Source organism: Aureimonas ureilytica (assembly GCF_001475935.1).
GTDB classification, from domain to species: Bacteria; Pseudomonadota; Alphaproteobacteria; order Rhizobiales; family Rhizobiaceae; genus Aureimonas; species Aureimonas ureilytica_A.
In genome coordinates, this window is the sequence record NZ_LDQA01000041.1 from 1 (window position 1) to 20,473 (window position 20,473).

16 protein-coding genes and 1 pseudogene are annotated in these 20,473 nt (G+C 66.4%); 6 read left to right on the top strand and 11 right to left on the bottom strand.

The genetic code is table 11. The annotated features are described in order from the left end of the window. Positions 1-321, top strand: a 321-nt coding sequence (locus NS365_RS23685) for a transposase (RefSeq protein WP_153003811.1), incomplete at its 5' end; no start/stop codon positions are given. Between the two features lie 65 nt (positions 322-386). Then, positions 387-1,799, top strand: a pseudogene (locus NS365_RS16095) (IS701 family transposase). 22 nt (positions 1,800-1,821) lie between these two features. Here NS365_RS16095 and NS365_RS16100 read toward each other — a convergent pair. The 9 genes from NS365_RS16100 to uraH form a co-directional block, all read right to left on the bottom strand. Further along, entirely contained in the window at positions 1,822-3,084 is a 1,263-nt protein-coding gene (locus NS365_RS16100) for a urate hydroxylase PuuD (RefSeq protein WP_058601322.1), read from the bottom strand. A gap of 305 nt (positions 3,085-3,389) precedes the next feature. Next, positions 3,390-4,475: a BMP family ABC transporter substrate-binding protein gene (locus tag NS365_RS16105; RefSeq protein WP_058601323.1), complete on the bottom strand. Its 1,086-nt coding sequence runs from the start codon at positions 4,473-4,475 to the stop codon at positions 3,390-3,392. 26 nt (positions 4,476-4,501) lie between these two features. Then, positions 4,502-5,425 carry an ABC transporter permease gene (locus tag NS365_RS16110; RefSeq protein WP_058601324.1) on the bottom strand — a complete coding sequence of 308 codons (924 nt, stop codon included), beginning with the start codon at positions 5,423-5,425 and terminating at the stop codon, positions 4,502-4,504. Further along, entirely contained in the window at positions 5,422-6,573 is a 1,152-nt protein-coding gene (locus tag NS365_RS16115) for an ABC transporter permease (RefSeq protein ID WP_058601325.1), read from the bottom strand. Before NS365_RS16115 ends, NS365_RS16110 begins: the two co-directional genes overlap by 4 nt. Beyond that, positions 6,573-8,099: an ABC transporter ATP-binding protein gene (locus NS365_RS16120; RefSeq protein ID WP_058601326.1), complete on the bottom strand. Its 1,527-nt coding sequence runs from the start codon at positions 8,097-8,099 to the stop codon at positions 6,573-6,575. The genes NS365_RS16115 and NS365_RS16120 overlap by 1 nt, the downstream gene beginning before the upstream one ends. Before the next feature lie 13 nt (positions 8,100-8,112). After that, a complete protein-coding gene (gene xdhC, locus NS365_RS16125) occupies positions 8,113-8,982 on the bottom strand; it encodes a xanthine dehydrogenase accessory protein XdhC (RefSeq protein WP_058601327.1) in 870 nt (289 codons plus the stop codon). Continuing rightward, positions 8,979-11,381, bottom strand: a complete 2,403-nt coding sequence (xdhB, locus tag NS365_RS16130) for a xanthine dehydrogenase molybdopterin binding subunit (protein ID WP_153003812.1) — start codon at positions 11,379-11,381, stop codon at positions 8,979-8,981. Before xdhB ends, xdhC begins: the two co-directional genes overlap by 4 nt. Then, positions 11,381-12,823, bottom strand: a complete 1,443-nt coding sequence (gene xdhA, locus NS365_RS16135) for a xanthine dehydrogenase small subunit (RefSeq protein WP_058601328.1) — start codon at positions 12,821-12,823, stop codon at positions 11,381-11,383. Before xdhA ends, xdhB begins: the two co-directional genes overlap by 1 nt. 5 nt (positions 12,824-12,828) lie before the next feature. Next, the gene (gene uraH / locus NS365_RS16140; RefSeq protein WP_058601329.1) at positions 12,829-13,200 is read right to left on the bottom strand and encodes a hydroxyisourate hydrolase; all 372 of its coding nucleotides are present in this window, start codon (positions 13,198-13,200) and stop codon (positions 12,829-12,831) included. Positions 13,201-13,374: 174 nt separating this feature from the next. On the opposite strand from uraH, the gene puuE reads away from it, so the two are divergent. From puuE to NS365_RS16160, 4 genes are all read left to right on the top strand, one after another. Then, on the top strand, positions 13,375-14,808 hold the full coding sequence (puuE, locus tag NS365_RS16145; RefSeq protein ID WP_058601330.1) for an allantoinase PuuE: 1,434 nt from the start codon (positions 13,375-13,377) through the stop codon (positions 14,806-14,808). Positions 14,809-14,812: 4 nt separating this feature from the next. Next, complete coding sequence (locus tag NS365_RS16150; RefSeq protein ID WP_058601331.1) at positions 14,813-15,307, top strand: ureidoglycolate lyase; 495 nt, start codon at positions 14,813-14,815, stop codon at positions 15,305-15,307. 285 nt (positions 15,308-15,592) lie between these two features. Beyond that, positions 15,593-16,522, top strand: a complete 930-nt coding sequence (locus NS365_RS16155) for a phosphatase PAP2 family protein (RefSeq protein WP_082684654.1) — start codon at positions 15,593-15,595, stop codon at positions 16,520-16,522. Between the two features lie 130 nt (positions 16,523-16,652). Continuing rightward, positions 16,653-19,262: a membrane-bound PQQ-dependent dehydrogenase, glucose/quinate/shikimate family gene (locus NS365_RS16160; RefSeq protein ID WP_082684655.1), complete on the top strand. Its 2,610-nt coding sequence runs from the start codon at positions 16,653-16,655 to the stop codon at positions 19,260-19,262. Positions 19,263-19,353: 91 nt separating this feature from the next. Here NS365_RS16160 and NS365_RS16165 read toward each other — a convergent pair whose 3' ends face one another. Together NS365_RS16165 and NS365_RS16170 are read right to left on the bottom strand one after the other, a co-directional pair. Beyond that, positions 19,354-20,034 carry an HAD family hydrolase gene (locus tag NS365_RS16165; protein ID WP_244498469.1) on the bottom strand — a complete coding sequence of 227 codons (681 nt, stop codon included), beginning with the start codon at positions 20,032-20,034 and terminating at the stop codon, positions 19,354-19,356. A 99-nt stretch (positions 20,035-20,133) separates the two neighbouring features. Then, a complete protein-coding gene (locus NS365_RS16170; RefSeq protein WP_058601333.1) occupies positions 20,134-20,433 on the bottom strand; it encodes an alkylphosphonate utilization protein in 300 nt (99 codons plus the stop codon). Positions 20,434-20,473: the final 40 nt, after the last annotated feature.

The window sequence follows — 20,473 nt, forward strand, 5'->3', positions numbered from 1 at the left end:
CAACGAGTCCTGACACTAGGCGAGCTCCCCGAACTCGGCACGCTCTGCCGACGCCACGTCGCCTCTCTTGCCGGCCTGGCGCCACATGCAAGGGAGAGCGGCACTTGGCGAGGGGCAAGGCGCATCTGGGGCGGGCGACGAAAGGTGCGTGAGGCTCTCTACATCGTGGCCCTTAGCGCTTCACGAAACGTGCCCGTCCTTAAAGAACGCCTGCGCCTCATGGGCAAGGCGCCCAAGACGATCCTGATCGCCGTCGCCCGCCAGTTCCTCGTCATCCTCAACGCCATGCTGCGATCCAAAACACCAATCGCGCTCGCGTGAGCAAACACAGTTGCCCCTAGCATTACAGTTGCGTTTTTGACGCGAGTCTGAATCCATGTGGAGCCATGACGAAGAGGTCATGGCGATGGTGGCATCGATCGAGGAGACATTTGAGTTCTGGGCGTCGTCGCTGCGCGACGTGAAGGGCCGGATGCGGTCTTTGTTCACGCAGGATCGCGTCGCGGCATCGGCGGGGTTGTTTCTGGACGGGTTGCTGGGCGAGGAGCGGCGCAAGACCGGCTGGATGCGAGCGGAGGCGGCGGGCGACCGCGGTCCATGGCGCCAGCAGGCGATCCTGGGTCGGGGCCGCTGGGACGCGGATGCCCTGCGCGACATCGTACGGGACTATGTCGTCGAGCATCTGGCCGACGACGATGCGGTTCTGGTGGTCGACGGTGAGCCGGACCAGCGAATGATCCGGTGAATCATTCGCCCGGCGAACGGCTTCCTGAAGCAGGGCCGATCCTCCTGCGGTGTCGGGCGTCAGTACACGGGCTCGGCGGGCAAGATCATCAACTGCCAGATCGGCGTCTTTGCCGCCTACGCCTCGCGGCATGGCCATGCCTTCATCGATCGGGCGCTGTATCTGCCGAAGGCTTGGACCGGCAATCGCGAGCGCTTGAAGGCGGCGCACGTGCCCGATGGTATCGGCTTTGCCACCAAGCCGGCTCTGGCTCTGGCGATGATTCACCGCGCCCTCGAAGCCGAGATGCCGTTCGCCTGGGTTGCCGCCGACAGCGTCTATGGTGTGGGCGATATTGAGATGGCGCTCCGCCGCGCCAGAAAGGGCTACGTGCTCGGCGTCAACGCCAATAGCCCGTTCAACTCGTGGATCGGTAAACCACCTGTCGCGGGTACGGCCGCCCAGATCGCCGACGACCTCGATCCGACGGCTTGGCAGCGCCTGTCGGCAGGCAATGGCACGAAGGGTGAGCGCCTTCACGACTGGGCCTATCTGGAACTGGCCGACCTCGAGGCGGCCGAGGACGACGAGGGCCTGTCCGGTCTATGGACGCGCGGACTTCTGATCCGACGCCACCTTACTGATGGGGAACTGGCGTTCTTCTCCACATGTTGCCCCGCCGGCACGCCGATCAAGACGCTGGTCCGGGTCGAAGGCCATCGCTGGGCCATTGAGGACGGCTTCGAGACGGCCAAGACAGAACTCGGTCTCGACCACAACGAGACGCGCTCCTGGCATGGCTGGCACCGCCACGTCTCGCTGGTCATGCTGGCCTTCGCGATGCTGGCGGCCATCCGCCACAAAGCCAACGGTATCGATCCGAGAAAAAGGGGGCTCACCATCAAGGCCATAGCCCACCGCTGAGCGGCTGGTTGGTCCAGGAAATCCGCCGCATCGCTTGCCGCTTGGCGCGGCGACGCATCCAGCCGGCCCGCATCATCGCGTGGTCGCGCTGGCGACGAGCACACCAAGCTGCGGCGCAGTACGCTCATCTCAAGTCAAAACGCAACTGTAGTGCTAGGTGCGGCACCCAGTTCTTAGGGGCGGTAAAGGCCGCTGCCGGTTTCCAGCCAGCGGGCCAGCGTCAGGCGCTCGGAGGGCTCCATGCCGGTGATATTGCCGGGGGGCATGGCGTGGGAGCGCACGGCCTGACGCTCGATCAGTGCGGCGTTCAGAACGATGTCGCGGCCGTTTTCCAAGAGCACGCCCTTGGGTGCGTGGCCCATGCCCGGCCAGAGCGGCTTGCGCGCATGGCACATGGAGCAGCGCGACTGGACGATGCCCTCGGCCTCCTGAAACAGAGGCGAGCGCGCGAGTGCGAGTTGCGGATCGGCCGGGAAGTCGAGGCTGGCATTGGACGTGGACGAGGCCTCGCCCGTGGATGAGGCGCGCCAACCCGGCGCGCCCGACAGGGCCATGACGAGAACGAAGAGCACGCCCGCCACAGCCCAGCACCACCAGAGATGCTGCCCGGTCTTGTGTTTGGTGTTGAAGAAGTGGCGCACGACCGCGCCGATCAGCAGCACGAGCCCCGCGATGGCCCAGTTCCATTCCGTCGCGAAGGCGAGCGGATAATGGTTGGACAGCATCAGGAAGATGACCGGCAGGGTCAGGTAGTTGTTGTGGAGGGAGCGCTGCTTGGCGGCCGCGCCCAGGCGCGGGTCGGGCGAGCGCCCGGCCTTGAGGTCCGCCACCACGATCTTCTGGTTGGGGATGATGAGCATGGCGACATTGGCGGTCATGATCGTCGCGATCATGGCCCCCGTGTGCAGCATGGCCCCGCGCCCCGAGAAGAGCTGGCTGAAGACAAAACTTGCCGCGACGACATAGACGAACACGATGCCGAGCAGCACCGAGTCGTTCTTGCCGAGCGGCGACTTGCAGATCCGGTCATAGACGACCCAGCCGAGCGCCAGCCCCGCCACGCCGATCAGAACGGCGGCCCAGGCCGGAAGATCGGCCTTGGCGGGATCGATCAGATAAAGATCGGCGCCGAGATAATAGACGAGGAAGAGCAGCGCCGCGCCCGACAGCCAGGTCGCGTAGCTCTCCCATTTGAACCAGGTCAGGTCCTCCGGCATGTGCGGCGGGGCGACCATGTATTTCTGGATATGGTAGAAGCCGCCGCCATGGACCTGCCAAGCCTCGCCGCCAACACCCACCATGGGCGCGCCATGCGGTTTTCGAAGGCCCAGATCGAGCGCGATGAAATAGAAGGACGATCCGATCCAGGCGATCGCGGTGACGACGTGCACCCAACGCACGCCAAATTGCAGCCATTCGGAAAGATAAGTCCACATGGGATGACCCCCGAGACGCCGCCCCCTTGTCGCGGAACGCCTCAAAATGAATCCGATGTGCCTTTGCGGGCCCCTCGCCGTTCAGGAGACGGTGGGAGGAGCCAGGCGTTTGGGAAAGGGCGCGTAACGCCCTTTCGGAATTCGTCGCTCGCTCGGCCGGCCTCCCGTTATAGGGTGCCAACCGGAGGGTCGTGATGGCGAGTCAGCCAGCGTGGAGTCGCGAGACCCGAAGCGGAGCGGACTTTGTGTCCGCGAGCATCGGAAGCGCAGCGAACCGCGCTGGATGACCGCCAGCGCGAGCCGTCTTAGTTACGCACGCCTTGGACGTACCAGTCCATCTTGAGCAAGTCCGCATCCGGGATGACCTGACCCGCCGGGATCTTGTCGGCGCCCGACTGGTCCTTGATCGGGCCGGTGAAGACCTCGTAGGTGCCGGCCTTGGTCTCGTCCACGATCTTCTGCGCGGCGGCCTTCACGTTATCAGGCATCTTGGGGTTGAAGGGGGCCATCTCGACCTCGCCTTCCTTCATGCCGAGCCAGACGTCCTGCGTCTTCCAGGTGCCATCGGCCACCGCGTTGACGCGGCTGACATAATAGGGGCCCCAATTGTCGACGATCGCGGTCATGTGCGCGTTCGGGGCGAACTTGGTCATGTCCCAAGCCTGACCGAAGGCGATGGCGCCGCGCTTCTCGGCTTCCTGCAAGGGGCCGGGCGAGTCGGTGTGCTGGGTGATGACGTCGGCGCCCTGATCGAGCAGCGCGCCGGCAGCCTGCGCTTCCTTGGCCGGGTCGTACCAGGAGTTCACCCAGACGACCTGCGTCTCGAAATTCGGGTTCACCTTGCGCGCCGCCAGCGTGAAGGCGTTGATGCCCATCACGACTTCCGGGATCGGGAAGGAGGCGACATAGCCGGCCTTGCCGGTCTTCGACATCATGCCGGCGATTGTGCCGAGCACGGCGCGGCCCTGGTAGAATTTGGAATTGTAGGCCGCCATGTTCGGCGCGGTCTGGTAGCCCGTCGCGTGCTCGAACTTCACCTTCGGGAACTGCTTGGCGACCTTCAGCGTCGGATTCATGAAGCCGAAGGAAGTCGAGAAGATGATGTCGTTGCCGTCCTGCGCGAGCTTGCGGATGACGCGCTCGGCGTCCGGCCCTTCGGCCACGTTCTCGACGAAGGTCGTCTGCACCTTGTCACCCAGCTTCTCGGCCAGATATTTGCGACCCTGGTCATGGGCGAAGGAATAGCCGAAATCGCCGACCGGGCCGACATAGACGAAGGCGGCCTTCACCGGGCGATCCTTCACCTGCGCGAAGGCCGGAGCGCCGATCGCGAGCGTGGCGGCGAGAGCGGCGCCTCCCAGAAGAACCTGACGGCGGTTGAGAAGGATCATCGAGAACTCCTTGAGATGATCGGATATCAGGCCGAAGCCCGGAAGGGTTTGCCAAGGCAGGCCGGCGCCGCGCTGCGCGTGCGCGACCGCCCCGAGATAACAGCGAGGACGAGGATCGTCGCCAGATAAGGAAGGCTGGTCAGGAACTCGGGTGCCAGCAGCGACCAACCCGCCGCCTTGGCTTGAAGCTCCAGCGTGATGACCGCGCCGAAGAGATAGGCCCCGAGCAGGAGCCGCCCCGGCCGCCAGGAGGCGAAGACCACGAGCGCGATGGCGATCCAGCCGCGCCCGGCCGTTAGTCGCTCGGCCCACATGGGCGTCAGCACCAGCGAATAGTAAGCCCCCGCCAGCCCCGCCATGGCCCCGCCGAAGAGCACCGCGAGATAGCGCACCTTCAACACGGGATAGCCGATCGAATGGGCCGAGGAATCGCTTTCGCCGACCGCCCGCAGGACGAGGCCGGCTCTGCTGTGCTTGAGAAACCACCAGACGGCGAAGGTCAGCGCGAAGGAGGCGTAGACGATGGGCGAATAGCCGAACAGGACGCGCCAGATCGGATCGTCGCTCAAGCTCGCGGGAAAGACCGAGCCGAAGACGGGCGTGGTGATGCCCACAAACGATGCGCCCGCCAGCGCCGAAACGCCGGTGCCGAAGATCGTCAGCGCCAGACCCGTCGCCACCTGATTGGCGGTGAGTGTCAGCGTCAGATAGGCGAAGATCAGCGAGGCGGCGGCGGCCGCCGCCATGCCGCCCAGCGCGCCGAGCGCCGGAACGCCTGTCGACACCGAGACGATGAAGCCGGTGACGGCCCCGATCAGCATCATGCCTTCGACGCCGAGATTGAGAACGCCCGACTTCTCCACCACCAGCTCGCCGAGCGCGGCGATCAGGATGGGCGTGGCCGATGTGACGACCGCGACGATGATGGCGACGATCAGTGCCTCGTTCATGCCGGCACTCCGCTTCCGGTCTTGGTCTCGGCAACCGGCGCGATGGCAGGTCCGCTTTGGGCCGGCAGGCCGACCGGCGCACCGCTGCCGCCGCCGGATGTGGTCAGGCGGTAGCGCACGAGAATGTCCACCGCCAGAAGGAAGAAGAGCATCATGGCCTGGAACACGCCGATCGCGGCGGCCGGCAGGCCGATGGCCGTCTGCGCGCTTTCGCCCCCGACATAGGTCAGCGCCAGAACGAGCGCGGCAAGCACGATGCCGAGCGGATGGAGGCGACCGAGAAAGGCGACGATGATGGCGGTGAAGCCGTAGCCGACCGGAAAGGCCGGGACCATCTGACCGAACGGGCCGGCGGCCTCGAAGATACCCGCGAGACCGGCCAGCGCGCCGCCGAGCGCCATGGTCATCCAGACGACGCGCGTTTCGCGAAAGCCGCCATAGCGGGCGGCCTGCGGGCTGAGGCCGACGACGCGCACCTGAAAGCCCGCGACCGTGCGCGACACCGCGAACCAGAGCGCGAGCGCCAGCGCGAGCGCCACCGGAATGCCGAGATGGATCAGCGTGCCCGGCACGACGAAGGGCAGCGTCTGGTCGGGCGAGAACATGGCCGTCTGCGGGAAGTTGAACCCCATCGGGTCCTTCCAGGGGCCGCGCATCAGATAATAGAGAATCTGGATGGCGACATAGTTCAGCATCAGGCTGGACAGGATTTCCGAGACGCCCAGCGCCGTGCGCAGGAAGGCGGGAATAGCGGCCCAGACCATGCCGCCGATGATGCCCGCGACGACCATGAGCGGCAGAATCCACGGCCCAGTCATGTCGAGCGTCATGAGCGCGACGCCCGTGCCGGCAAGGCCGCCCATGACATATTGCCCCTCCGCGCCGATGTTCCAGACATTGGCGCGGAAGCCGACCGACAAGCCGACGGCGATCATGGCGAGCGGCGCGGCCTTCACGAGAAGGTCTTGCCAGCGATAGGGATCGAAGAGGGGCGTGACGAAAATCTCGCGCACCGCGCCGAGCCCGTCATAGCCGAGCAGGGTGAAGACCACGGCGCCGACGAGCAGCGTCAGCACGACAGCCAGAACCGGCGTCGCAAACAGCATGGCGCGGCTCGGCTCGCGCCGGGGAACGAAGTGAAGAGCCATCAGGCCGCCACCTCCGCATGAGTCTCGCCATGGATGCCGCCCATCAGAAGGCCGACGCGCTCGATCGAAATGCCCTTCACGTCCATGGCCGGCGACAGACGCCCTTCGTTGATGACGGCGAGCCGGTCGCAGAGTTCCAGAAGCTCGTCCAGATCCTGGCTGACGACGACGATGGCCGTGCCCTTCGCGGCCAAATCCAGCATGGCCTGCCGGATGAAGCCGGCCGCACCCGCATCGACGCCCCAGGTCGGCTGCGAGACGACGAGAACCGTCGGCTCCTGCCCGATCTCGCGACCCATGATGAATTTCTGCAAATTGCCGCCGGACAGCGAGCGCGCGGCGGCGCGCGGCCCCGTCGCCTTGACGCCGAAACCCTTGATGACGCTTTCCGCAAAGCTCTTGGCCGCGCCCATGCGCAGCAAGCCGCCCGAGGCCAGCCCCTTGCGCGCGCGGGCCGAGAGAATGGCGTTTTCATAAAGCGTCATATCCGGCACGGCGGCATGGCCGTTGCGCTCTTCCGGCACGGTCGCGAGCCCCGCGCGGCGGCGCGCGGAGACGCCGAGGCGTGCCAAATCCTGTCCGTCGATGCGCACATGGCCCGAAACGCCCGCCGTACGCTCGCCCGAGAGCACTTCCAGAAGCTCATTCTGCCCGTTGCCGGCAACGCCCGCGATGCCCAGAATCTCGCCCGAGCGCACGGAGAAGGAGACGTTCTTGAGGCTGGTGCCGAAGGGCGGCAGGCCGGGGGCGGAGAGACCGGAGACGGAAAAACGCTCCCGGCCGAGGCTGGAAGCCGGCTTTTCCGACAGAGCCTTGAGCGAGCCGCCGATCATCAGTTCGGCCATGGAGCGCGCGGTTTCCTGGCGCGGATCGCAAGTGCCCACCACCCGACCGCCGCGCAGAATCGTCGCCGTCGAGCAGAGGGTGCGGATCTCGTCCAGCTTGTGGGAGATGTAGAGGATCGAGCAGCCTTCGCCCTGCAACTGTCGGAGAACGCCGAACAGCGCGTCCACCTCCTGCGGCGTCAGAACGGATGTCGGCTCGTCCATGATCAGAAGCTTCGGCTTGCCCAGAAGCGCGCGCACGATCTCGATGCGCTGGCGCTCGCCGACCGAAAGCGTGTGGACTTCACGATGCGGGTCGAGCCCCAACCCGTACGCGCTCATGACCTCGCGCACGCGCGCCTCCAGCTCGCGCCGGGGCGGCGGATCGTCCATGCCGAGCGCGATATTCTCCAGCACCGTCATCGCCTCGAACAGGCAGAAATGCTGGAACACCATGCCGATGCCGAGCCGACGCGCCTCGCGGGGCGACTGAACCCGCACGGCCTGCCCGTCGAAGAGCATCGTGCCCTCGTCGGCCTGCTGCACGCCATAGATGATCTTCACAAGCGTGGACTTGCCGGCCCCGTTTTCCCCGAGCAGGGCATGGATGGCGCCGGGCGCGACGGAAAAGGAAATGTCATCGTTGGCCACGACGCCTGGAAAACGCTTCGAAATCGACTGAAGCTCAAGACGAGGCGCCATGGGCAAAGGTCCGCTACGGTTCAACCGAGATGTTATTGCACTCGTTTTGCACAAGCGCAAAGCCTGAGCAGTGGTTTTCCTCACAGGAGGATGCGAGGGCGGTCAAGATTTCGGCAGCCGCCAAAGCGGCGATCACGGCCGGGCGTTTGTCGCGCACCCGACCACCGCCGATCGGCAGGACGAGACGCTCGGCCAGAGCCCCCTCCCGCGCCTCGTCCAGGCGGCGGCGGAAGGTCTCACGCTTGGTCCGCGAGCCGATCATTCCGACATAGGCGGCGTCCGCCCGGCGCAGCGCTTCGGCCGCGATCAGGAAGTCCAGCGCATGATCGTGCGTCAAGACGACGAAAGCCGAGCCTGCGGGCGCGCCCGGCACCTCAGCCTCGGGCACGGCGCGCAAGCGGCGCTCGACGCCGTCTGGCAGCGTCGCCAGCCGGTCGGCGCGTGTGTCGATCACCACGACCTGAAGCGGCAGCGGCAGAAGCGCGCGCGCCAGCGCCTGCCCTGTATGGCCGGCCCCGAACACATAGATATGAGGATAGGCCTCACGCTCGCGCGCTTCCAAGGCTTCCATGTCCGACAGAAGCGCGGCGTCGAGACGGCGAAACCCGAGCGTCACATGGCCGCCGCAGCACTGTCCGATGGCGGGGCCGAGCGGGATCGCGAGGCGGCTTTCGCTCTCGCCCGAAGCCAACAAGCGCCGCGCCTCCACAATGCCTTCCATCTCCAGCGCGCCGCCGCCGACCGTGCCCTCGCAGGTCTCGGCGGTCACCAGCATGAAGGCGCCGACCTCGCGCGGGGTGGAGCCGCGCGCTTCCTCGACCCGCACGAAGACCGCCGGCCGCCCCTCGGCCATGGCCGTGCGAAGGGCGGGCAGCGCGCTCATGCGGCGCGCACCGCGCGCACGGCCGAAAGAATGCGCTCGGGCGTCGCCGGGGCGTCGAGCGCGGGGAAGCGCCGCCCTTCGCCCGCCGCGATCACCGCATCCGTCAGCGCCGAAAAGACCGAGAGCGCCAGCATGAAGGGCGGCTCGCCCACCGCCTTGGAGCGGAAGATCGTGGCGGCCGGGTTGCGGCCCTTGTCCCAGAGCTTCACGCGCAGATCGTCCGGCCGGTCGTTGGCGGTCGGGATCTTATAGGTGGACGGTGCATGGGTGCGCAGCCGTCCGGCCTTGTCCCAGACAAGCTCCTCCGTCGTCAGCCAGCCCATGCCTTGAATGAAGCCGCCTTCGATCTGGCCGAGATCGAGCGCGGGGTTCAGCGACTGGCCGACATCGTGGAGAATGTCGGCGCGCAGCAGGCGGTTCTCGCCCGTCAGCGTGTCGATCACGACCTCCGCGCAGGCCGCGCCATAGGCGTAGTAATAGAACGGCTTGCCGCTCGCCGTTTCGCGGTCGTAGCTGATGCCGGGTGTGGCGTAGAAGCCGGTGGAGGACAGCGAGACGCGCCCGAGATAGGCTTCGCCGACGAGATCGGAGAAGCGCTTTTCCACCGCGCCGATCCGCACCCGGTTCGGCAGGAACTCGATGGCATCGGGCGCGACGCGGTAGCGCTCGGCGGCAAAGGCGATCAGACGCTCCTTGATCGTGCGCGCGGCGGCCTGCGCGGCCATGCCGTTGAGATCCGAGCCCGAAGACGCCGCCGTCGCCGAGGTGTTGGGCACCTTGGCCGTCGTGGTCGCGGTGATCTTCACCCGTTCCACATCGATCTGGAACTCCTCGGCCACGACCTGCGCGACCTTGGTGAAGAGGCCCTGCCCCATCTCCGTGCCGCCATGGTTCAGATGAACCGAACCGTCCTTGTAGACATGCACCAGCGCGCCGGCCTGGTTGAGATGCGAGGTCGTGAAGGAAATGCCGAACTTCACCGGCGTCAGCGCCAGACCTTTCTTGAGGATCGGGCTTCGGGCATTGAACGCCCGCACGGCCTCGCGCCGGGCGCGATAGTCGGAGGAGGCTTCGAGTTCCTCCACCATCTCCGCGATGACGCTATCCTCCACCTTTTGATGATAAGGCGTCAGGCCCGGCTCGCCCGCGCCCATCGCCGCGTAGAAATTACGCTTTCGGACATCCAGCGGATCGAGGCCGAGGTCGAAGCCGATCCGATCCATCGCCCGCTCGATCGCGACCATGCCCTGCGGCCCGCCGAAGCCGCGAAAGGCGGTGTTGGAGACGGTGTGCGTCTTCAGGCGGCGCGAATGGATATGAGCCGCCTTGAGATCATAGGCATTGTCGGCATGGAACATGGCGCGGTCGGCGATCGCGCCCGACAGGTCCTTGGAATAGCCGCAGCGGATGAACTGGTGGAACTCCGCGCCGACCAGCCGCCCCTCGCCGTCATGGCCGACGCGGTAGTCCGTGCGGCACTCGTGCCGCTTGCCGGTCATCTCCATGTCATCGTCGCGGTCGAGCCGGCATTTGGCGGGGCGGCCGGTCTTCAGCGCGACGAGCGCCGCGACGGACGCAAAGAGCGCGGGCTGCGATTCCTTGCCGCCGAAGCCGCCGCCCATGCGCCGGACCTCGATCGTCACCGCATGGTCGGCGCGGCCGATGGCTTTCGCCACATTGTGCTGCACTTCGGACGGATGCTGTGTGGAGGAGCGTACGACGACGTCGCCATCCTCCTGGGGCCAGGCATAGGCGATCTGGCCTTCGAGATAGAAGTGATCCTGCCCGCCCGTCTCGACCCGGCCTTCCACGATATGCGGCGCTCCCGCGAGCGCCGAGGCCGCGTCGCCGAGCCGCATCTCGTGCGGGGTCAGAAGGTCCTCGCCGGCCGCATCGGCAAAGGCGACGCCTTCGTCCATCGTCACGGCGGCGGGCAGGTCTTCGTAGTCCACCACGGCCAGCTTTGCGGCGGCGCGGGCTTGTTTCAGGCTGGGCGCGGCAACGGCAAAAAGCGGCTGGCCGACGAACTGCACGATGCCGTCCGCGAAGATCGGATCGTCCCCGAAGACGGGCGAATAATCGTTGATGCCCGGCACATCCTCGGCCGAGAGCACGCAGACGACGCCCTCGCCCGCGCGCACGGGCGCAAGGTCCATCGCGCGGATGCGCGCATGGGCCTTGGGGCTCATGGCGAGATAGACCTGCAACGTGCCGGGAAGCTCGGGATCGTCGTCCAGATAGCGCGCCTCGCCCGAGACGTGCTTGGCTCCGCTGTCATGGCGGATCGACTGGCCGACGCCGCCCTTCAGCCGGGTTTGCGGCAGAGCAGGCGCTTCGTCCAGCGCCTCGATGCCGACCGTGCCGGCCTCGCCCCGGTCCTGAACGCGGGTCTCGTCCATCAGGCCACCTCCTCGATCCGCGAGGGAACGCCGTTCAGTTGCAGCCGAAAGCGCTCCAGGCATCCGGCGGCGGCTTGCAGGCGATAGTCCGCGCTGGCGCGCAGATCGTCCAGCGGCTGGAAATCCTCTCGCAAAGCCTTGGCCGCCCGCGCCACGCTGTCCGCATCGAAGGGCCGGCCGATCAGCGCCGCTTCCGCCGCCGCCGCGCGCTTGGGTGTGCCCGCCATGCCGCCGAAGGCAAGGCGCGCGCTCATCACCACGCCACCGTCCAGCGTCAGCTTGAAGGCCGCGAGCACGGCCGAAATGTCCGAGTCCAGGCGTTTGGAAATCTTGTAGGCCGCAAAGCGCTCGTTCACTTCCAGAAGCGGCACCTCCACGGCCACGACAAACTCGCCCGGTGCGCGGTCCTGACGGCCGTACTGGATGAAGAAATCCTCCAGCGGCAGGTTTCGCATCGCCTCGCCCCGGCGCAGGAAGAGGTTGGCGCCGAGCGCGATCAGCATGGGCGGCAGGTCGCCGATCGGCGAGCCATTGGCGATATTGCCGCCGACTGTCCCTGTGTTGCGAATCTGATAGCCGGCGAAGCGGCGCATGACCTCGTCGAGATCGGGGTGGATGTCGGCAAGCCGCGCCCGCGCTTCGCGATGCGTCACACCCGCTCCGAAGAAGAGCGAATGCGGCCCCTCCTCGACATGACGCAAATCCTCCACGCGCGAGACGTCGATCATGACGGGGAAATCGCGATGCTGCTTCGTGACCCAGAGCCCGACATCCGTCGCACCGGCCACCAGCGTCGCCTCCGGGTGCGCGGCGTAGGTGTCGGCGAGATCGTCCACATGGCCGGGGGAGAGCCAGAGCCGCCCGTCCGCCTCGTAGCGGAAGACGCCCTCGCCGCGCGCCGCGCGCAGAGCTTCGGCCGTCGCGGCGTCCTCGGCGGACGTGTCCGGCAAGGGCCGGCGCGCGAGGTCGAGACCGGCCTCCACGATCGGCCCATAGCCGGTGCAGCGGCAGAGATTGCCCGAGATGACGTCCTTGACCGACTGCCGGTCGCTGAGCGCGCCCGTGCGCCAGCCGGAATAAAGCTGCATCACGAAGCCGGGCGTGCAGAAGCCGCATTGGCTGGCGTGGCGCTCGACCATCGCCTCCTGAATCGGATGCAGCCCGTCCCGGCCGAGATGCTCGACGGTCACGACGGAGCGCCCATGCAGCGCCGGCAGGAAGAGGATGCAGGCGTTGACGGCGCGGCGCTGGAGCCCCCCTGCGCCATCTGGCTCTTCGAGAAGCACGGTGCAGGCGCCGCAATCCCCCTCCGCGCAGCCTTCCTTGGTGCCGGTCAGCCGCTCGCGGGCCCCGCGCAGATATTCGAGAACGGTGGTGGTCGGCGGGAGACCTTCCACCATGCGCTCTTCGCCGTTCAGGAGAAAGCGGATCGCCTCGCCCATCTGGTTCAGCTCCCGCGATAGGTGGAATAGCCGAAGGGCGAGATCAAAAGCGGCACATGATAGTGCTTGGCCTCCGCCACGCCGAAGCGGATCACCACGTCGTCCAAGAATTTCGGCTCCGTCAGCTGAAGCCCGGAGCGGTCGAAATACGGGCCGCAGAAAAAGGTCAGCTCGTAGACGCCGAATCGGCAGGCATCGCCCTCCAGAAGCGGCTTGTCGCAACGCCCGTCCGCATTGGTGCGGGTTTCTACCACGAGTTCGCGCCGATCGCCGTCCAACCGGTGGAGAACGAGTTCGAGCCCGCTCGCGGGTACACCACGCGCCGTATCGAGGACATGCGTCGTCAGCCGGCCGGCCGGCGCATCATTGGCTGCCATGAATCGAGGAACCTTCGGTTTAGACCATCCGGTCATGCAGTCTGCACCGGTTCGTCCATGCTCGTCCAGCCTTCGAACGTCTCCAATGTGACAAGCGGGAGAACGGCGGCATGGAAATTGGCGCGCGATCGTCGTATCGCAGGAGCGACCCCACCTTCCCGGAGACTGAGCGCCATGACGACTTCCTATCCCCGCGACATGCTCGGATATGGCCGCCGGGCGCCCGATCCACGCTGGCCCAACCCGGGCGGCACGGGGCCGGCCAAGATCTGCGTGCAGTTCGTGGTGAACTACGAGGAAGGCGGAGAGAACGCGATCATCCATGGCGATAAGGCCTCCGAAGCCTTTCTGTCGGAGATCGTCGGCGCGGCCCCCTGGCCGGGCCTGCGCCATATGAACATGGAATCGATCTACGAATATGGCGCGCGGGCCGGCTTCTGGCGGCTCTGGCGCATGTTCACCGAGCGCAGCCTTCCCGTCACGGTCTATGGCGTCGCGAGCGCTCTGGAGCGCAGCCCCGAACAGGTGGCCGCCATGCAGGAAACGGGCTGGGAGATCGCCTCGCACGGGCTGAAATGGATCGACTATCGCGACCACACGATCGAGGACGAGCGCGCCGACATGGACGAGGCGCTTGAGCTTCACGAGGCGGTGACCGGCGAGAAGCCGCTGGGCTGGTACACGGGCCGCTCCTCGCAGCACACGCTGGAACTCGCCGCCGAGCGCGACTTCCTCTACGCCTCCGACGCCTATGCGGACGATCTGCCCTATTGGCAGGAAACGCGCACCAAGCCGCTGCTCATCCTGCCCTATACGCTCGATTCCAACGACATGCGCTTTGCCACGCCCCAGGGCTTCAACACGGGCGAGCAGTTCTACACCTACCTGAAGGACGCCTTCGACTGCCTTTACGAGGAAGGCGAGAAGGGGCAGGCCAAGATGCTGAACATCGGCCTGCATTGCCGGCTCGTCGGCCGCCCCGGCCGGGCGCAGGCGCTGGCCCGCTTCCTCGACTATATCGGCTCGAAGCCCGATGTCTGGGTCGCCACGCGCGCCGACATCGCCCGCCATTGGCGCGAGCACTTCCCCTACAAGCCCTCGATCCAGCCGAGCCGGCTGGAGCGCGACATCTTCCTGCGCATGTTCGGCGGCGTCTTCGAGCATTCGCCCTACCTCGCCGAGCGGGTGCTGGATCGCGGCATCGGGCAGGCGCATGACACGGCGCGGGGCCTCTCGGCCGCCTTCGCGGTCGCCTTCCGCCGCGCCAGCGAGGCCGAGCGGCTCGCGGTTCTGCGCGCCCATCCCGATCTCGCCGGCCGCCTCGCGCTCGCCGGCGGGCTCACGGCCGAATCCTCGGCCGAACAGGCCTCCGCCGGGCTCGACCAGCTGACGCCGGACGAGCTGACGCGCTTCACCGAACTCAACGCGCGCTATGTCGGGCGCTTCGGCTTCCCCTTCATCATCGCCGTCCGCGGCCTCGACAAACACGCGATCCTTCGGGCCTTCGAGGCGCGGGTGGAGAACGACCCGGCCACGGAATTGGCCACCGCCTGCCGCGAGGTCGAGAAGATCGCCCGCCTGCGCATCACCGCGATCCTCGGAGAATAAATCCTTGAAGCGCCTGACGCCCCGCCCGCTCGACGCCGACAGCTTCCGCCCCTTCGGCGAGGTGATCGAGCCCGACAACGCGACCGAAATCCGCCTCATCAACAATGGCACGACGACGCGCTTCCACGACATCGCGCCGGTGGACGTGGCCTCGGGCGGCGGCCATGCCTTGATCTCGATCTTCCGGGGTAAGCCCTTCGCGCTGCCGCTGGACATCTCCATGCTGGAGCGCCACCCGCTTGGCAGCCAGGCCTTCATGCCCCTCGACGCCCGCCCCTATCTCGTGGTGGTCGCGCCCGACGAGGGCGGCCAGCCGGGCGAGCCGGTGGCGTTTCTCGCCAGCGGCAAGCAGGGCGTCTCCTATGCCAAGGGCACCTGGCACCACCCCCTGATCTCGCTGGAGGACATGTCCGACTTCCTCGTCGTGGACCGGGGCGGCACGGGCAGCAATCTCGTGGAATTCTTCCTGCCCGAGCCCGTGCGCATCGAGGCAGAATAGATCACGGGCTCTCGAACCCGGCGGGACTGACCGGAACAGGCGACAGGTTTCGATCAGACCTGAGGCCGGATGCGATGGCCATCGCGCCTTTCCAACATCCGGCATTTCGCACCCGTCTTGAGTGTTATGGCTCCCGATCCATATCATCAGGATCGCGGATCATCAGGTCCAACCTGCACCCAAAAGCCGACAATACCTTATCTTTTCAATCTCTTGCGTTGAGACCTTCTTCACAGCCGCATGCGAACGTAACCACAATCCTGGCGCGTTCGATTCGGTGTTGGCATGGCTACGACAAGTCCCCGTCGATTGCTTTATGGACTGACGGCTCTCTCGCATCTGGTCGTCTTTCCGCTCGCATGGCTCGCGGATCTCGCGATCGATTTCGGGGAACTGGCCAAGCTTTATGGGATCAGCCTTCCGCTTGCCTGCGGTGTCGTCCTCTACGCGATCCGTCAGCGGATGGAGATGCTGCGCGTCGCTCTGGATTGCGTGATGTGCGGTCTTCTTCTGACGGTGCCGGTCGGCATCTCGACCTATATCGCGATGGGCGCCGACCATCTCCTCGCGGACGAGGCGCTGGCCCGCATGGACGCGACCCTCGGCTTCGACTGGAACGGCCTCATCCGTTTCGTCGATGCTCGCTGGCTTCTGGCGGAGGCGCTTTTACAAGCCTACCAAAGCTTCGCCTTGCAATTGGTTCTCGTGCCGATTCTGCTCGCCGTTTTCTCGCAACCGGCACGGGCTTATGCGATGGTGACCAGCTATGGCGTTTTGTGCTTCGCCTCCAGCCTGATCTCCGTCTGGTATCCAGCCCTGGGAACTTACACGTCTTACGGCAGCACAGCGGAATCCCTCACGCACATCAATGCACATTTCGGGTTCGCCTTCCTGGAGCAGTTTCACGCGGTTCGTAACGACCCAGCCTTCGTCTTCTCAATGGCGCGGATGATGGGCATCCTGACGTTTCCATCGGTGCATGCCGCCGTAGCGATTCTTTGCGCATGGGCCATGTGGCCCATCCGTCCGCTGCGCTATCCCTTCCTTCTGCTCAACATTCTCATGACGGTTTCGGCCGTTTCACATGCCGGCCATTACCTCGCCGACATTATCGCCGGCATTGGCATCGCAGCGGCAACGATTGCCATCGTCAACAAGCTTTGCCTTCAGCACCAGCACAGCGAGTTTGGCGGCACACGCATCGCGGTCGTTTGAAGGCGGCCGAGCGCGTCGAGGTAAGGGGCCGAACAATTAAAGCTCTTATCGTCATCTCTCCTGTGTTTTCGCCTTGAAGGCCCCTCGCGGCGCGACATTTGGCTCGCATCGTCGCCGCGAAGGAACCGCCATGCCCGGCCGCACGCCTCCCCCCTTCATTCTGGCCATGGCCATCATCCTCGCCCTTTGCGGCGCGGCGCTGCTTGCGGGCGGCGTCTGGCTGCTGACGCATGGCGGGTCGGCCTATTACGTCATCGCCTCCGTTCTCTTCCTCGTCACCGCGCTTCTTCTCTACCGGCGCAAGCCGGAGGCCCTCGCGGTCTATGCCGCGCTCGTGGTCGGCACGCTGATCTGGGCGCTCTATGAGGTCGGCTTCGATTGGTGGCCGCTCGCCGCGCGCGGCGACGTCGTGTTTATTCTGGGCGCGCTGCTGCTCCTACCCGTCGTGACACGCGAGCTTGGCCGACGCTCGGTGGCGGACGCGCTGGATGGCCGGCATCCCACCGCACCCTCGGCCCTCAGCGGCACAGGCGCGATGCTGTCGGGTTCGCTCGTCGTGGCTGTCGCGGTCGCGGCCACCTCCTGGTTCGTCGATCTGCACCGGACGGAAGGCGAGTTGCCGGGCGTGCGCACGCGCGTCGCGGGCGATGCGCAGGGCATTCCGGCCGGCGAATGGCAGGCCTATGGGCGCACCCAAGGCGGGCAGCGCTGGTCGCCGCTTGCCGATATCACGCCCGCCAATGTCTCCGATCTGGAAGAGGCCTGGCAATTCCACACGGGCGACAAGCCGCAGCCGGGCGATCCCAAGGAAACCACGTTCGAGGTGACGCCGCTCAAGATCGGCGAGCGGCTCTATCTCTGCACGCCGCACCAGAGCGTCATCGCGCTGAACGCGACGACCGGCGAAGAGGTCTGGCGCTACGATCCGCGCATTCAGGGCGAACTCGCGCTCCAGCACCTGACCTGCCGGGGCCTCGCCTATCAGCCGCCGGGCGCGGCGCCCGCCGCCGCCGCGCAGCCCGCTCCCACACAAGCCACGGCCGAGAACCCGAACGCGCCGGCTGGCACAGCCTCCGAGTTGTCCGCCCAAGGCGGCCTCACCGCGCCGCAAGAGCGCAGGCAGTCCGGCGCGCCGACAGAGGGCGCGCCCGCGCGTCAGGAGGGCGGCGCGGCCGATCCCGGCCTGCCGGTGGCCACCGCCAGCGCCGAGACGGCGGTCTGCGACGCCAAGCTCTTCATGCCGACGGCCGACGCGCGCCTGATCGCGCTCGATCCGGAAACCGGCCATGTCTGCTCGAATTTCGGTGGCGGCGACGGTCAGATCGATCTCTGGACCAACATGCCCAACGTCAATCCGGGCTCCTATTACTCCACCTCGCCGCCCATCGTGATGGACAATCTCGTGGTGGTCGGTGGCACGGTGCTGGACAATGTGTCCACCGCGGAAGCCTCGGGCGTCATCCGCGCCTTCGACATTTCGACCGGCCAACTCGTCTGGAACTGGGATTCGGGCAATCCGAACGAGACGACGCCCCTGCCGGAAGGGCAGACCTATACGCCGAACTCGCCCAATTCCTGGTCGATCATGAGTGCCGACCCGCAGCTCGGCCTCGTCTATGTGCCGCTCGGCAACCAGCCGCCGGACCAGTGGGGCGCCAATCGCTCGGAAAACGTGGAGCGCTATTCCTCCGCCGTGGTCGCGCTCGACATCCGCACCGGTCAGGCCCGCTGGCACTTCCAGACCGTGCATCACGATCTCTGGGATTATGACGTGCCGGCCCAGGCGAGCCTGATCGATCTGCCGATCAATGGCGAGACAATCCCCGCGCTGGTCCAACCCACCAAGCAGGGCGAACTCTTCGTGCTCGACCGGCGCACGGGCCAGCCGGTTCTGCCCGTGACCGAGAAGCGCGCGCCGGGCGGCGCGGTCGCGCCCGACCATACGGCGCCGACGCAGCCGGTCTCGCAGGCCAGCTTCGATCCGAAGGCGCTGCGCGAGAAGGACATGTGGGGCGCGACCATGTTCGATCAGCTCCTGTGCCGCATCGCCTTCCATTCCTATCGCTATGACGGCCGCTTCACCCCGCCTTCGCTTCAGGGATCGATCATCTATCCGGGCAATTTCGGCGTCTTCAACTGGGGCTCGGTGGCAGTCGATCCGCAGCGCGCCGTCCTGTTCGGCACGCCCGCGCATCTGGCCTTCCTGTCCACGCTCGTTCCGCGCCCCAAGGACGAAACGCTGGTGGTGAACCAGCAAAAGCCCGAAGGCGCGCTGCCGGCGCTGAACGAGAATTTCGGCGCGCCCTATGCGATCAACCTGCGCCCCTTCACCTCCGTGCTCGGCCTGCCCTGTCAGGCCCCGCCCTGGGGCAATGTCGCGGGCGTCGATCTGACCACGGGCGAGACGGTCTGGATGCACAAGAACGGCACGGTGCGCGATGCCGCCCCCTTCCCGATGATCCCCTTCGAGATGGGCGTGCCCAATCTCGGCGGGCCGATCATGACAGCGGGCGGCGTCGCCTTCCTGTCGGGTACGCTGGACTATTACGTGCGCGGCTATGACGTGACGACGGGCCAGGAACTCTGGCGCTCGCGCCTGCCGGCCGGCGGCCAGTCGACGCCCATGACCTATCGCGGCGCGGACGGGCGGCAGTATCTGCTCGTGGTCGCCGGCGGCCACGGCTCGCTCGGCACCAAGCGGGGCGATTCGGTGATCGCCTACGCGCTGCCGAAACAATAGGTCGCTCGACGGGCATGAAAAAGGCGGCGTGCGATGGTCTCGCGCGCCGCCTTTTGTTTTCCAGAGATCACACGAGCCGCCGCGTCACCTCTCAAGCCGCCAAGTGCGCGCGGACCTCGTGCAGATCGACTGCCACCATCCGGCAGAGGGCGCGGATTTCGTCGGTCGCGGGCAGGAGGTCGGGGATCATCACTGTGCGCATCCCGGCAGCCGCCGCCGCGCGGACGCCATTGTGCGAATCCTCCAGCGCCAGACACGCGGCGGGATCGACACCCAGAACCTCGGCCGCGCGCAGGAACGGATCGGGCGCTGGCTTGCCCTTGGCATAATCGCCGCTCGCGATCACCGCGTCGAAGCGCGATGCCAGACCATGCAGCGCCAGATTGAAGGTGACGTCCTCATGCGGGGACGACGTGCAGATGGCGCGCGGAATCTTCAGCGCGTCGAGATGGTCGAGGAGTTCCACGACGCCGGCCTTCAGCGCCAGGCCCGCTTTCAAGGCCACGTAATGCCGCCGCCAGACCGAGCCGAAGGCCTCGATATCCTGCGCCTGCCCGAAGACGTCCTGAAGATAGACCCGGTTGATCGTCCAGGGGCGGCCGACCATGACGAGGAAGTCGTCATGCGTGGCAACATGGCCGATCTCGGACGAAGCCGCCAGAAAGGCGTCGCGGCTGAGGACTTCGCTGTCGAACAGAAGCCCGTCCATGTCGAAGATGACGGCGGCCGGCCGTGCTGCGGCGGCGTTCGGGGTCGCTTCGTTCGGGGTCAAAGGCGCGTTCCTTCCGGCTCTGGAAGGGCTTCCCTTTTCAGGCTGCACGCGCTTTTGCAAGAGTGCGACGGCGCTCTCGCAAGCGCCGCCGCTGCCCGATCAGCCGCGCTTGCGCACGAACTCCGTGCGCAGGACGAGGCCCTTGATGCTCTCGTGGCGGCAGTCGATCTCTTCCGGGTTGTCGGTCAGGCGGATCGAGCGGATCACCGTCCCCTGTTTCAGGGTCTGTCCCGCGCCCTTTACCTTCAAATCCTTGATCAGCGACACGCTGTCGCCATCGGCCAGGACATTGCCGGCCGCGTCCCGCACTTGCGTCCGGGCGCTGGCCGTGGTCGCCATTTCGGAGGCCGGACGCCATTCGCCCGTCGCCTCGTCATAGATGTAATCGTCGTCGCTCATCGCGCGCCTCGCTTGTGGTTGGCAGGCCGCCGCAAGCCGA